The sequence below is a fragment of the Hymenobacter wooponensis genome (genome assembly GCF_004745865.1).
Lineage (GTDB): Bacteria > Bacteroidota > Bacteroidia > Cytophagales > Hymenobacteraceae > Hymenobacter > Hymenobacter wooponensis.
The window spans coordinates 551,373-565,428 of the sequence record NZ_SRKZ01000004.1 but is presented as its reverse complement, the minus strand read 5'-3'; the positions used below and the strand labels follow the sequence as shown (position 1 = coordinate 565,428).

8 protein-coding genes are annotated in these 14,056 nt (G+C 53.2%); 3 read left to right on the top strand and 5 right to left on the bottom strand.

Annotation, left to right across the window (positions count from 1 at the left end; all coding sequences use genetic code 11):
- Positions 1-412: 412 nt before the first annotated feature.
- Complete coding sequence (locus EU557_RS15970) at positions 413-3,061, bottom strand: PspC domain-containing protein (protein WP_135531458.1); 2,649 nt, start codon at positions 3,059-3,061, stop codon at positions 413-415.
- A gap of 48 nt (positions 3,062-3,109) precedes the next feature.
- Complete coding sequence (locus EU557_RS15965; protein WP_135531457.1) at positions 3,110-3,475, bottom strand: PadR family transcriptional regulator; 366 nt, start codon at positions 3,473-3,475, stop codon at positions 3,110-3,112.
- A gap of 398 nt (positions 3,476-3,873) precedes the next feature.
- Here EU557_RS15965 and EU557_RS15960 point away from each other — a divergent pair, with 398 nt between their 5' ends.
- The gene (locus tag EU557_RS15960; protein WP_135531456.1) at positions 3,874-4,971 is read left to right on the top strand and encodes a putative type IX sorting system protein PorV2; all 1,098 of its coding nucleotides are present in this window, start codon (positions 3,874-3,876) and stop codon (positions 4,969-4,971) included.
- A gap of 70 nt (positions 4,972-5,041) precedes the next feature.
- Complete coding sequence (gene porU2, locus EU557_RS15955) at positions 5,042-9,634, top strand: putative type IX secretion system sortase PorU2 (RefSeq protein WP_135531455.1); 4,593 nt, start codon at positions 5,042-5,044, stop codon at positions 9,632-9,634.
- 206 nt (positions 9,635-9,840) lie between these two features.
- On the opposite strand, the gene EU557_RS15950 is transcribed toward porU2, so the two are convergent.
- The 3 genes from EU557_RS15950 to EU557_RS15940 all read right to left on the bottom strand — a co-directional run bounded on the left by EU557_RS15950 (position 9,841) and on the right by EU557_RS15940 (position 12,728).
- Positions 9,841-10,326, bottom strand: coding sequence for a dihydrofolate reductase (locus EU557_RS15950; RefSeq protein ID WP_135531454.1), 486 nt, complete (start codon positions 10,324-10,326; stop codon positions 9,841-9,843).
- Between the two features lie 38 nt (positions 10,327-10,364).
- Positions 10,365-11,339, bottom strand: coding sequence for a methionyl-tRNA formyltransferase (gene fmt, locus EU557_RS15945; RefSeq protein ID WP_135531453.1), 975 nt, complete (start codon positions 11,337-11,339; stop codon positions 10,365-10,367).
- 129 nt (positions 11,340-11,468) lie between these two features.
- Positions 11,469-12,728, bottom strand: coding sequence for an exo-beta-N-acetylmuramidase NamZ family protein (locus EU557_RS15940; RefSeq protein WP_135531452.1), 1,260 nt, complete (start codon positions 12,726-12,728; stop codon positions 11,469-11,471).
- Between the two features lie 50 nt (positions 12,729-12,778).
- Here EU557_RS15940 and EU557_RS15935 point away from each other — a divergent pair, with 50 nt between their 5' ends.
- Entirely contained in the window at positions 12,779-13,990 is a 1,212-nt protein-coding gene (locus tag EU557_RS15935) for an ABC transporter permease (RefSeq protein ID WP_135531451.1), read from the top strand.
- Positions 13,991-14,056 lie beyond the last annotated feature (66 nt).

The following is a 14,056-nucleotide window of genomic DNA, read 5'->3' as shown; positions in this document are numbered from 1 at the left end:
CAGCAACAGGCCTAGCGGCTTGTACTGGCGTGGTAAGCTCCTTGTGGTGTTCAGTAGGAAATGCTACTAGCTTAGGTAGCTGCAAAATAAAAGGAGGAAGCTATAGCCATCCTGTTGCAGCAGGGGGTAGGCTGATAGCTTCCTCCGGGTCTCACCTTTCACTCACTAGTTAGACCCCTAAATTTCGTCTTTAGAAGCACAGATGCCCGCGCGGGACAAACAGTTGCTTTAGACGTTATAGAAATGCGGGAGAAATATCTGCGTTTGTAGATGTGAAACGCATGAAGGCCTTGAGGGTTACAATGCCAGATGAACAGCTGGCTCAAAAGGGCGCCAGCTAAAGCACAGGCCGTTAGTTGCTAGGCCAGGATGGCTCGGTGTAAGTTCACCCTGGCCTAGCAGCGTAAAAATGCTAGTCTACAGCCCGGATTGAGGCGGCACCAATGGCCTCCCGCTTAACGCTGCTGGGGCGGCCGCTATACTCAATTAAGCTAGCTCCCACGGCATTGGCTTTCAGTTCATCCGTTACGTGCACCCGCACCTTGCTTGCGCCAATAGCATCCACATCGGCGCGGCGAGCGGTAAACTCAGCGCCGGCAACTTCGCAGGCACCAGTACCACTAACTTTTAGGTTGTCGGCGGTGCCTTGTAAGGCAACCTGACAGCCGCCAGCCAGTTCCAACTTCAGCTCCTTAATGTCGCCGCGGAAGCGGAGCTGGCTGCCCCCGGCCTGCTGCACGCGCAGGTCGCCGGAGTTAAAGCCATTTACCTCTGCCCGAGTACCACCTACTAATCCCAGGTCATTAAGCTCAGGAGTTTCGATGATGAGCAACACCTCGTCTTCGTCGCTGTTGTGAGAGTCAAATAGGTCGCGGTTACGGGGGCTGATGGTCAGCTCCCGGCCATTACGCTCTACTTTGATGTCGCGCAGTGCTTGGCCATCACCCGCAGCTCGCACGCTGTAGTTTGCGTTCTGGCGCACCACCACGTGGTAACCACCTACTATGCTCACGTGGTCGAAGTCGGCTTCATCAAAGCGCTGCCGCTCTGAGCCGTAAGAGCTTTCGTCGGTGTTGATCGGCTCAACGCTGCCAAAGCTAAGGTTCACATCACCGTCACTTTCGCGGTCCTCGCGGCCTTGATCATAGTCATCACTGTTTTCGTCGTCAGAATCACGGCCACCACGCAGGTCAGCTTCGGTGCAGTTAATGCACTCCACTTTATTGCCGTTCATGCGGTAGAGGAACTTCTCGGGGTGGTAAGGGTCACGTCCGTTCACGTAATCCTCTTCTCTTAGCCAATCAGCAAACTGCTCCGTCATGCGGAAGGTCCGGTCGCGAGGCATTAGCAGGCGCAGTTGCATGTGCTGGTCTCGGTAGCGGGCGTTAGGCTGATACGTGAAGTGGTCATCAACGCTCAGCGTCGAGTCGTTAAGCACTCGTAGGTTGTGCATGACCGAGGTAGCTGCCGTGCGCCGCGCCAACGAGTCGGTAGAGCCCTTGGCCGAGATGATGCGCTCCAGGCGGGGAGCCTGCGCACTGTCAATACCCACAATGTCGAGGTCCACCCATTTGTCGTCGTCGAGCTGGCGGCGTTCCAGCACCAACCGGGGGCGGGTGAGGCCACCAAGCGCCGTGGTTTGGGTAACTTCCGACTCGCGCTGGAACTCCCGGCCCAACCGGATGCCCGCCACCGAGCTACCGACTACACCCAGCAACCATAGGCCTAGCAGTGACAGCCATGCCGTACGTGAGAGCACTGAGCGGTGCAGCAGCAGGCCAATACCAGACAGCATCAGGGCCAATGCAGGGATACCGGTAGCTAAGAAGAAAGCGAGTACCGCCCAGGGCGAAATGTCATTAAAGAGCAGGAAAGGCTGCAGCGGGCCATAATCAAGGCCATCGGAAGCAGAGATTATTCCTAGGCCTATTCCCAGGCCAATGGTCACGGCCAGCAGCATTCCGAAGCCAGTTAGGGCCAAAATACCACCTGCAAACACCCGAATCAGGGACCCCAGCGAGTTTATCAGGGGGCGAATATTAGTGAAGAAATCTTCCAGAAAAGTACCCACTGGGCGGTTATTCACCGTGCCGGTTTCTGACCCCGCTGCATAAGGGTTGTTCCGGATATTGTTGTCAAGTGCCGAGAGCGTAACGGCGTCGCCGCGCATACGGAGCTTGTCGGAGGCGGTTTTCGCCTCCGGCAAGAGCACCCATAACACTATGTAAAGGGGAAGGGCAAAGCCCCCCGCAAACAGGCCTACGATGAATAGGATCCGGATGAGAACCACGTCAACTCGGAAGTAGGCAGCTAGTCCAGCGGAAACCCCACCTACTTTACCATTATCGGTGTCGCGGTAGAGCTTCTTGAACGCGGAATCTTCATCTGCGAGTGTTGCATCATAGCGCTTAGGAAGTACAATCCACAGCACGATGTAGGTTAAGGTGGATATGGCCGGCAGTTTCTCGCTGAACCCCTCGAAGGGAGTATTATCCAATGCAATTGGCAATACAATCATCAAGGCCAGAAAGCCCAGCCGAATCCAGAGAGGATTTACGGCAAAATAGTTTCCAAGGCCAGCCGCCACACCGGCCACTTTGCGGTGGGCCATGTCGCGGTACAGGCGCTTGGTGCCGGGCTCATCTACTGGGGGCGTGGTAGTGCCGCCACCCGTAGTAGTGTAGCCAGAACCAGCAGAGTAGCCGCTACCAGTGCCTCGGGTGCCCGTGTAGGTTCCTTGGGCAGTGCCGCTTGCCACGGCTTCGGCGAGGATTTCCTCGTCGTCTTCGGCTTCGTCGGCGCTCTGGAAGTCACTTACCCGGCCCATTTTGGCCGTCATGGCCTCCACGTCTTCCAAGGTGATGACTTGCTTAAGGCTTGATAGGCGGGCAGCGAAGAGCTCGGCGATGCGGCTTTCGATGTCGGCGACGATTTCCTCATGGCCTCGATAACCGCTGAAGTGGGTTTTCACTTCCGCCAGGTAACGGCCGAGCACTTCGTAGCCATCTTCCTCAATGTGGAAGATCATGCCCTGAAGGTTGATGCTGATGTTCTTTTTCATCTCAGTGCTGCAACTATTCGGGAAAAACTAGGGAGCGGGCGGGCCTGCTTAGAGCAGGACTTCCACAGTGGCGCTACCGTTGGAGTGAGGCTTCTGGCGGATAATGCGGATGGAATCCTGTACTTCCTCCCAGGTGAGACGAAGCTGGTGCAGGAACTCCTGGCCAGCTTCAGTGAGGGTGTAGTACTTGCGGGGCGGACCACTGGTAGATTCTTTCCAGGTGTAATCTAACAATCCCGCGTTTTTGAGGCGCGTCAGGAGTGGGTAGAGCGTCCCCTCGACCACGATCATGCGGGCGGAGGTAAGTTCCTCCAGCATGTCTGACGCATAGACCTCTCCGCGGGCGATGATTTCCAGAATGCAGAACTCCAGGATGCCCTTCCGCATCTGCACTTGGGTGTTCTCGACTTTCATGGGCTGAGGCAGATATCGGTGAAGAATGAGTCAAAGATATGAAAAGGTACTATGTAACACAAGGTACTGTTGGAAATAAATTTTTGTTGCGCTTTCAGGCGTGTAAAAAGTGGTCTGTAAAGAACTGGCCTCTAGAAATACTGAATACCATTGCTGGATGCGACAGCACATTATATGGGCCTAGCCATTTGAACCTCTGCGGAATAATTGAGCAGAAGAGCTGCAGGGTAGAAAATAAGCCCGGCTGATAACCTAGTGCTTAGTAGAACTATATTGAGTTTTTTAACCGCTGTAAATCAACGATAACTGATCAACAAGAGCTGGCACGCACTATTAATGAGTATCTTGCGTTGCTGCTGCGGCTTCACCTACCTATCGGAATATTTGTTTTAACCTCTATGCCTCACTTTACCCGAAGTGCCGCCCTACTACTGGGCGTGGGCCTCAGCTTAGGAGTGCTTTCTCCGGCGCTAGCTCAAACCAAGACGCCTAAGTACAGCAATGAATTTCTCAACATTGGGGTAGGAGGCCGGGCCCTGGGCATGGGCAAAGTGCAGGCAAGCTTGGCTGAAGACGCCACTGCTGGCTACTGGAACCCGGCTGGCTTATTAGGCCAAAAGCACAAGTACGATGCTGTGCTTATGCACTCGGAGCTCTTCTCCGGTATCGTGAAAAATGACTACGCTGCTTTCTCTATGCCTCTGGACGAGAAAAGTGCCATTGGAATTAGTCTTATCCGGCTCGGCGTAGACGATATTGCCGATACGCGCGACCTAGTAAATGAATACGGATACGTTCAATACGACCGAATTCGATACTTCTCCGTGGCTGATTACGCCCTGCTGCTGTCGTATGCCTATAAGGTAGCCAATATCGAAGGCTTACAGGTTGGAGCCAACGCGAAGGTTATTTACCGAAACGTAGGGGAGTTTGCCAACGCCTGGGGCTTCGGAGTAGATGCCGGCGTGCAATACAACAGGGGCAACTGGCGCCTAGGCCTAATGGCTCGCGACATCACCACCACATTTAATGCTTGGTCGGTGGACGCTGATAAGTTCAAGGGCTCAGCTATTACCAACGACCCTATTCCAAAAAGCAGCACTGAAATTACGCTGCCTCGCCTCGTGCTAGGCGTAGGGCGCACGGTGAAGTTGCCGGGGCAGTTCACCGCCTTGGCAGCCGTAGATCTGGAAGCCACCACCGATGGAGAGCGGAATACCCTCATTTCTAGCAGCGCAGTAAGCATTGACCCTAGAGCTGGCCTAGAAGTGGGTTACAACAGCTTGGTGTTTTTACGTGGCGGCATTGGCAACTTTCAACAGATCAAAACTTTCACTGGCCAAGACGAATGGAAAGCCCAGCCTAGCCTAGGCGTAGGAGTAGCCCTGAGTGGCCTACGGCTCGACATGGCCCTTTCGCGGCTGGCAGTTGAGAAGCTAGGTCAACGTTCTCAGGCCAATTCCATCATCGTCTCTCTAGGCTACGGATTTAAATAAAGAATACACCTGGGTAAACGTGGTCTAGAGCCACGCTGCTAAGCAGGATAAGCACATTACAGGATACTATATGAAACAACCTTACCATTTACAGACAACTAGGCTGGCAAGATGGGTGGCTATTGTGGTGGCGTTTTTGCTGTGCGGTACTACCGCAGTGCAAGCACAGTCGGGGCCGTATGGCAACGAGTGGATTGTACCAGGCCAGCAGTATTACAAGGTTAAAGTGGCTCGTACGGGGTTGTACCGGCTGAACTACCAATATCTCACTCAAGCAGGTGCAAACGGGGTAAGCCCCCAGCGGTTGCAACTGTGGCGCCGCGGTAAGGAAGTGGCCATTTATGTGGGTGGTAACCAGAATACGCTAGATCCTACCACCTTCGTTGAGTTCTTCGGGCAGCGTAATGATGCAGCCTTAGACCGAGGCATGTTTCGCAGTGCGGCAGACCAAGCCCAGCCGTACTACAGCTTGTTCACGGATACAGCCTCGTACTTTCTAACGTGGAGTGGTGTAGCCAACGGCAAGCGCATGTCCGAGTCGAACCTAACTGGTACTACCCCGCATAGCTCGCGGCTGCAGCAAAATCTGCGCGTAGAAGCCTTCCGGGCAAATACCGTAAATGACGAAGCAAACGTGTATCAACCCTGGGCCGAGCGAGGCGAAGGTTTCTTCAGCGATGAATTTGGTAGTGGAGGGTATGTAAATCCCCTGAATAGACAGGAGAATTGGTTTACTGTAGATTCAATTTGGTCAGTTTCGTCCGGTGGTCAAACACCAAGGCTAGATATTCAGCTAGTTGGTAAGACAACTGGGGCTCATCGCTCAGAAGTATCTGTTTTAACGCCAGGAGGACCTCGTGTACTTGGAACGGTTAGCTTCTCAGATTTTGGCTTCGCTCGGCAGACATTTCCTTTGCTTCTTTCAGACAGGACCAGCAATGGACAAATTAGAATACAAGTAAAGCAGACTGCTACAGGCAGCCCTCGTGGGGATATAGCGCGTGTGGCCTACTTACGCGTTACCTTCTCGCAAAACAGCCGTTGGTCTTCCAAGCGGAACCAAGTGCTGTTTGCTAGTGATTCAACCTTGAATGGGCCCGCATATTACGCCCTCGACTCTGTGCAGAGCTCTGTGCGGGGCTATGATGTGACGGATCCTTATAATGTGCAACGCATTGAAGGACAGATATTGGGTAATAACCAACGCGGCTATGTGTTCCCTAATGCCAACGGGCGGACTCGCTCTCTGCTGCTAGCCAACACGGATGTGGCTCTAGTGCCAGTGGGAGGGAAGCGAGTGCAATTCCGTCAGATTACACCGGCCTCCCACAACTTTCTAATTGTAAGTAGCCGAGTACTGATGCATCCTGTTGGTAGCGTCAATAATCCTGTACGCGCTTATGCAGAATACCGGGCATCTCAGGCGGGTGGTAGCTATGATACTTTAGTAGTTACATCTGATCAACTGTATGATCAATTTCATTATGGTGAAAAGTCTGCTCTAGCCATTCGGCAGTTCGCGCAATGGATGTTAGCTCGAAATACAAGGCCGATGTCGTTGCTTTTACTTGGTAAAGGCCTTGGAACAAACGAAGGAATTGGCTGTGGATCAGTGCCAGGTGGTGGAGCTTATCATCGTCAATATCCAAAATTCTATGGTGACTGCTCAGGCAATAACCCAGTTCTGGACTTAGTTCCTGCTAGCACTCGTGCCATATCTGATGCGTTCTTCACAGCTAACTGGCAAAACAATGAATACGCTGCTCGCATGGCAACGGGGCGTATTGCTGCCCAAACCTCACAACAGGTTCTCAATTACCTGAATAAGCTTAAAGAACACGAGGTGCCTGTTTACGCCGACTGGCGCAAGAATGTGTTGCATATGTCAGGCGGAACTGATAAACCTGGTGAACGTCAGTTATTTGCCTCCTTCGTTGAAAAATACGCCGAAATTTTGCGCAAGCCCCCATTTGGCGGACGGGTGGTAAAGCATTACTTACGAGCCGATTTTCCAGGTACGACACCGGGTGGAGTACCTATTCCTTGGGCTCCAGACTTAAATGCTGGCCTTGCCTTTATCAATTACTATGGACACGGAGCCCCCACTAATCTAGATTGGGAGATTCCGGATATCAATAGTCCCAGTATTGCGAATAAGGGTAAGTACCCAGTAATGTATGTAAGTGGCTGTTCAGCTGGTAACGCTTATACTGCCAGTATCTCTTTCGGCGGCGAAAGATATTTGTTGGCTGCTGACAAAGGCTTCATTGGCTTTATGAGCGAGTCGGATTTAGGCTTTGCCTATGATCTGCATGAGTTGCATACCCAGATGATGAACCTGCTGTTTGCCGATCAGCAGTGGTATGGTAAGCCTATTGCAGAGATCCAGCAAGAAGCAGTTCGCCGGTTGCAGGGAGCTAACACTGCTCCTAGTGCTACCACTGCTATGCTCATGAATACCGTTTGGCATGGTGACCCCGCCTTGAAGCTGTACTCTCCACTCAAGCCAGACCTCCAGGTAACCAATGTGCAGGTGGCACCTGCTGTAGTGCCAATTAATGCGCCGGAATTCCAGTTGCAGGTACGGGTAGCCAATCCTGGCCGCATCCTGACGGGGCCATTGGAGATAAAAGTTACTCGTACGTTTGGCACCACTACGTTGCCATTGCCCGTGTTCATCGTTCCGCAAGCACGACAGGACACTACCTATAGCCTAACAATTCCGAACGTAAATATTGGGGACATCTCAGGGCAAAATACTTTCCTGGCAGAAGTAGACCCACGCAATCTGATTGATGAACTACGTGAGGACAACAATAGCGGGACGGCCACTTATGCTTTCTTAACGGGTGGAGTTACAACTCTCAGCCCACCTGAATTTGGTATTGTTGGCTCTCGTACGGTACGTTTGGTAGGGCAGAGCAATTTAGCTACTACGGTGAGCCGCGAGTACGACATGGAACTCGATACCGTACAGACATTCAATAGTCCTCTGGTACAGCGCACGACGTTTGGAGCGGTGATGGTGCCGGAGTGGAGTGTGACCGTGCCTACGCAAGCTAGCCGGGATAGTGTGGTATGGTACTGGCGCTTGCGCTTCCACACCCCCCAACAAAGCGAGGATGCCGGTTGGGCTACCAGTTCATTCCGGATCATAAATGGCCGTAATAGTGGTGGCTGGTCACAGAGTCACGTAGGCCAGTTCCTCCGCGACGAGAATACCGGCGTTACAGTATCGGCTCCTGGTGGGCAATGGGTATTTGATGCTGGCAGCCAGCAGGCTACTATTACCTCTACGCGTATCGGCCCGGCCCGCCAGTGGGAAACACTTTCTCATACTATCCGGACCAGCCCCTCTGGAAGCTATACGCTGCGTTTGATTGGGATCGATGCCTCTAATAATGCAGTGGTTCTGAATCCTAACGTGACCAACCGTACGCTGGATTTAAGTGCTATTTCTGCCACTACCTATCCGTATCTGCAGCTGCAAGCAGTTGTTAAGGGCAACGGCCCAGCACCGCAGCTGAAACAATGGCTAATTACCTACCAAGGGGTACCAGAAGGTGTTGTACGGCCCCAAGCAGTAGCCCTGACGGCAGCCACCCTGACCCAACAGGCGACACAACAGGGTAAGGTTACGGTTCCTATAACCTTCCAGAACGTAGCCGACTTCGACTTTACAGCACCACTAGTGGCCTACATACTCGTGCGCAACGATAACAACGGCCAGCGCGAGAAATATATTAAGCTGCCCAGTGCGGCCTTGACAGCGCACACGCAGCGCACCTACCAAGTAGAGCTGGATGTGCGGGAGTTAATAGGCAAGTTGTCGGGTCAGGTGGTGCTCAACCCTAACCAATCATCAAGCCCTAATCGGCAGCCTGAACTGTACTACTTCAATAATGAACAAGGCATACCAGCCTTCGAAGTAGAAGACCGCAATACACCGCCAGTGCTGGATGTAGCTTTCGATGGCCGTCACCTGTTAAACGGCGACATTGTATCAGCGAAGCCGTTGATTACGGTGCAGCTCCGCGACCAAGACCGTTTGCGCCCCGTGAAAGATCGGACAGCCTTTAACTTGTTCCTATCTAGCCCTGGTGGGGGTACTTCGGTGCCACTAGATCTGAATGCTGCTAACGTGGTCTTCGCCGCCGACTCAAGCCAGGGCCTAGCCCGTTTGGAAGTGCAGCTTGGCAATACCACACCGCTAAAGGATGGCATCTATACCTTGGAAGTGCAGGGGAAAGATGGTTCCGGCAAACTAGCGGGTTCGGAGCCATACCGTATTACGTTCGAGGTTATCACGACCTCCGGTATCTCCAATGTGTTTCCGTATCCTAACCCAATTACTAGTAAGGCGAAGTTCGTGTTTACTATCACGGGCAGCGAGGTGCCACGTAACATCAAGATTCAGATAATGAGCCTGACTGGGCGTGTGGTACGCGAAATCATGATGAGCGAGATGGGCGCGTTGCGCGTCGGCAACAACATGACGGACTACGCCTGGGATGGCACAGATGAATTCGGGGACCGACTTGCGAATGGGACTTACTTGTACCGGGTAGTACTCGATGACCCACAGAACACCTTTGAGCATCGGGCTACCTCGGCTGACAAAGCCTTCAAGCAAGGGTGGGGCAAGCTGGTACTTCTGCGCTAAGCACGAAGGATGTTTAAAGCAAAAGAGGCAGCCAAACCGGCTGCCTCTTTTGCTTTAGCTCTAGCGCCTTTAGTGGCCTAGGTAGATCTTCTGCCGACTTTGGCTTAGCTCTATTTAAGTGGCTATAGAATTACTGGCCTAGCGTGGGGTTGTTCAACTAAAAACGCGCCTGTCAAGCAAGTCGTGTTAAAGGCTCAGAGACTGACCTACCGGCGCCGTAGTGTCACGAAGCTAAAGGCGTAGGCGTGCTTCTCATCGGGTTCGTGTCGCTCCCGGGTTTCCTCGCGCCACTCAACCGGAGAAAGTTCCGGAAAGGTTACGTCGCCTTCAAAGTCATGATGAACTTCCGTCAAGTATACTACCTCTGCCGCGGGCAAAGCCTGACGATAGATTTCGCCTCCGCCAATTACCATCACCTGTTCATCTAGGACGCGCGCCATTTCCAGGGCTTGAGGAACTGAATAAGCCACTTCGCAGCCATCGGCTTGCCAATTTGGTTGCCGGGTTACAATAATATTCGTACGATTAGGCAAGGGTTTCCCAATGCTCTCATACGTGCGCCGACCCATTATAATAGGATGACCCTGGGTAAGCTGTTTGAAGTGCTTCAGATCAAGAGGCAGATGCCACAGCAGGCGGTTATCGCCCCCAATTATTCCGTTCTGGGCTACGGCTACTACTAAATTGGTCATACGAGTGATGCGTAGTACGTAAGGACTAGAGCGGTAGCTTACTTGCTTGCGTTTAGAAGGTCTACATTAAAGCCACGCAGAAAATCTGGGATGCTCATGCGTTTCTTGCCCTCGAGTTGCACATCCAGCAGGTCGAGGAGGCCATGGCTGGTTTGCACGCGCAGGTAGGTGCGGCCATCGGTAAACCAAGTGCCCGGTAGGCCAGTATCGGGGCCGCTGGCATCTTCATCATCGAGGGGCTGCGCCTTGAACACCTTCAGTGTCCGGCCATCGGGCAGTTGGGTAAAGGCAGTAGGGATAGGGGAGAGGCCACGGACTAAGTTGGCCAGCGAGGGAGCCGACTGAGTAAAGTCGAGGCGGCCTAGTTCTTTCTGGAGTTTAGGCGCTGGGCGCAGGTTAGGCAGCTCCGGCTGAGGCATGCTGGGTGCGGTACCTGCCGCAATGGCCTGTACAGAACGCAAGGCAAGTGCTGCCCCGGCTGCCTTTAGCTTCTCGTACAGAGAGCCAAAATCATCTTCCGGCGCAATGTCAAACACATCTTGGTAGATCAAGTCGCCGGTGTCAATCTCGTGGCGTAGGAAGAAGGACGTGACGCCCGTTTGGGTATCCCCATGGATGAGGGCCCAGTTGATAGGAGCCGCCCCGCGGTACTGAGGTAATAAGGAGGCGTGAATGTTAATGGAGCCCAAGCGTGGCATGTTCCATACCGTCTCAGGCAGCATCCGGAAGGCCACCACCACCTGCAAGTCAGCAGCGTAGGCCAGTAGTTCTGCCTGGAATTCTTGATCCTTCAAATTGGTAGGCTGCAGTACTGGCAGGCCGTGCTGCACTGCTGCTTGCTTCACCGCTGACTCGGCCAGTTGCCGGCCACGCCCCGCGGGCTTATCTGGAGCCGTAATGACGGCTGCTACCTGGCAGCCAGGCCAGGAAAGCAGGGCGTTAAGCGTAGGCACGGCAAACTCAGGTGTGCCCATGAAAATAATGCGGAGCGGAGCGGCAGGTGTTGGTGTCATGACAGCAAAAGTATGAAACCTACCATCCTTACAGCAGGTGAGGGCCTATCCTTGTCTGAACGAGCAAACAAATTTGCTACGTGCTCAGCAGTGGATAAGCCCTCACTCAGGGTAATTAATGACTAGGTTCTACGATTCAGGATACAGCAAATACTTCTTGCGCATTATCTTATACTGGCCTAGCGCCGGCTCCCACGACTTACGGATTTCTTCCTCTGATTTACCAGCAATTACCTGTTCCCGCAGCGTGCGTGTGCCGCTGAGTTGCTCAAAGTACTTGCCGAAGAAGTGCTCCTTATCGGTGCTCTGCTGGTAAAAGTCCAGCAAATACTTCAGGCTGAAGCCTATGTTATTGCCGGTTTGGCGCAAATCCTGGCCGTAGCATACTTTGCCATTTTGGGGTGGCGTTGGTGAGCCTGTATTGGGCTTAGGGGTGAAGCGGTAGGGGCGAGTAGTAGGCTGCGTAGGCGCGCCAATGACTTCAAATGGCGAGTCGGTGCCACGGCCTACACTCACATCAGTACCCTCAAACAAGCAGATAGCTGGGTAGAGCGCTACGGAATGGGCATTGGGCAAATTAGGAGATGGGCGCACGGGTAGCTCGTAGTAGGTGGCGTGGGTGTAGCCCTGCACTGGCACTACTGTGAGGCGGCATTGCTTGCCACCTGCCAACCACTTTTCTCCATTAATCATCTGGGCCAACTCGCCCACCGTGAGGCCGTGCACTACAGGAATCGGGTGCATTCCCACAAACGATTTGTGCTGGGGCTCTAGCACCGGACCATCTACGTACCAGCCGTTGGGGTTGGGGCGGTCAAGAATTACGACCTCTTTACCTTGCTCCGCTGCCGCTTCCATTACATAGTGCATAGTGCTGATGAAGGTATAGAAGCGAGTGCCAACATCCTGAATGTCAAACACCAGTACATCTACATCCTTCAGCATTTCGGGCGTGGGCTTTTTGGTAGCACCGTAAAGACTACGAGCCGGTAGGCCACTGCGGGCATCTTTCCCATCCTTGATAGTAGCACCATCGGCGGCCTCTCCCCGGAACCCGTGCTCTGGTCCGAAAATAACTTTCACTCCTACTCCTTTCGCCAGCAGCGTGTCTACTAGAAAAGCCTTGCCTACGCGCGCCGTTTGGTTAACCACCAGGCCTACGCGCTTTCCTTTCAGCAGCGGAAGGTAGCGGTCAAACTGCTCGGCACCCACGCGAAGTGCTGCGTCTTTACTTGGGGCATCCACAGCAGCAGCAGCAGCAGCAGCACTAGGGCCTTGCGTAGCAGCAATAGTATCAGCGGTCGACGAAGTGGCAGTGGCTGCCGGACGGGTACAATCGGTGAGTAGGAGGGAAAGACTCAGCAGACTGGTAGAAAAGGCTGGAAACATGGGCAGGAGACGGGCTGGAAAACTGGTCGGGTTCACGTAGCTTTACGCCAGTGAACGTATCGAAGTACATATCTAGTAAGATTGACGGGGCCGACTCCGGTTCTTTCACCTCGTCGGTGACAAAGATAGCCATCATCAGCATTGCCATGGGGCTGGCGGTGATGGTGGTATCGTTTGCTATCTTGGAAGGCTTCCGCAATGAGATTCAGAGCAAAATCTTTTCTTTTGGGGCGCACTTGCAGATCAGCAAGTACGATACCAACAATTCTCTGCAGGTAGCGCCCATCTCCACGCCGGAGCTACTGCAGGAGTTGAAGAGCAACCCACAGGTAAAATCCCTGCAGCCCTTTGCTCGTAAGGCCGCCATCATCAAGACCAAGGAGGAGGTGCTAGGCGTGGTACTGAAGGGTATCGATGAGAAATCTGGCCCCTCGCCGATGCGCCAGAACCTAGTAGCGGGCAAGTTTATCGAATTCCCAGACTCAGCCAGTAATGACATTCTGCTTTCACGCAAAGTTGCGGACAAGCTGCGGTTGAAACCCGGTGACGAGGCGCTGTTCTATTTTATTCAGAACCCCCCTCGCGTCCGGCGATTCACCGTGAGCGGCATCTATCAGACTGGCCTAGACGAGTTCGACGAGGTGTACGTAATCGGTGACTTACGCCAGGTGCAGGAACTGTACTCTTGGCCTGATACGCTGGTGGGTGGGGTTGAGGTAGTGCTCAAGGACTTTAACCGCCTCGACCCAGTGGCGGATACATTGTATGAGAACCTCCGCTACGACCTGAAGCTGGATAAAATAACGGACCAATACGCCCAGCTTTTCGACTGGCTGCAGCTGCTCAATCGGAACGTGGTCATTTTCCTGATCCTGATCATTTTCGTGGCTACTTTCAACATGGTGGCCACTATCTTCATCATGATTCTGGAGCGCACCAATATGATTGGGGTATTAAAAGCCATTGGAGCCACCGATAACCAAATCCGAAGCATGTTCTTCTTCCGGGGGCTGAGCCTGACGTTGCGGGGCATGCTGTATGGTAACTTAGTAGGCCTAGGGTTCTGTGCCATTCAGTACTTCTTTCACCCCATTCCGCTTGATCCTGAGAACTACTATATGGACCGGGTACCGGTGTATTGGGACCCCTTTATCATTGTAGTCTTGAATGCCGCCACTTTTCTGACCTCGTTGCTGGCCGTGCTGATTCCCACTTATCTCATCTCCCGTATCAAGCCCGTTACAGCTATCAAGTTTGACTAGCAAAGACGCGAGTTTTTAGAATATAGGAAAATTTTCCCTTTTGAGAGCCCATGCTTTACAACCCTT

Bases quoted from the DNA above. Each gene is read 5' to 3' on its own strand.
- EU557_RS15960 (WP_135531456.1), top strand. From the start codon at position 3,874: ATGCCTCACTTTACCCGAAGTGCCGCCCTACTACTGGGCGTGGGCCTC.
- fmt (WP_135531453.1), bottom strand. From the start codon at position 11,339: ATGACACCAACACCTGCCGCTCCGCTCCGCATTATTTTCATGGGCACA.
- EU557_RS15965 (WP_135531457.1), bottom strand. From the start codon at position 3,475: ATGAAAGTCGAGAACACCCAAGTGCAGATGCGGAAGGGCATCCTGGAG.
- EU557_RS15970 (WP_135531458.1), bottom strand. From the start codon at position 3,061: ATGAAAAAGAACATCAGCATCAACCTTCAGGGCATGATCTTCCACATT.
- EU557_RS15950 (WP_135531454.1), bottom strand. From the start codon at position 10,326: ATGACCAATTTAGTAGTAGCCGTAGCCCAGAACGGAATAATTGGGGGC.
- porU2 (WP_135531455.1), top strand. From the start codon at position 5,042: ATGAAACAACCTTACCATTTACAGACAACTAGGCTGGCAAGATGGGTG.
- EU557_RS15940 (WP_135531452.1), bottom strand. From the start codon at position 12,728: ATGTTTCCAGCCTTTTCTACCAGTCTGCTGAGTCTTTCCCTCCTACTC.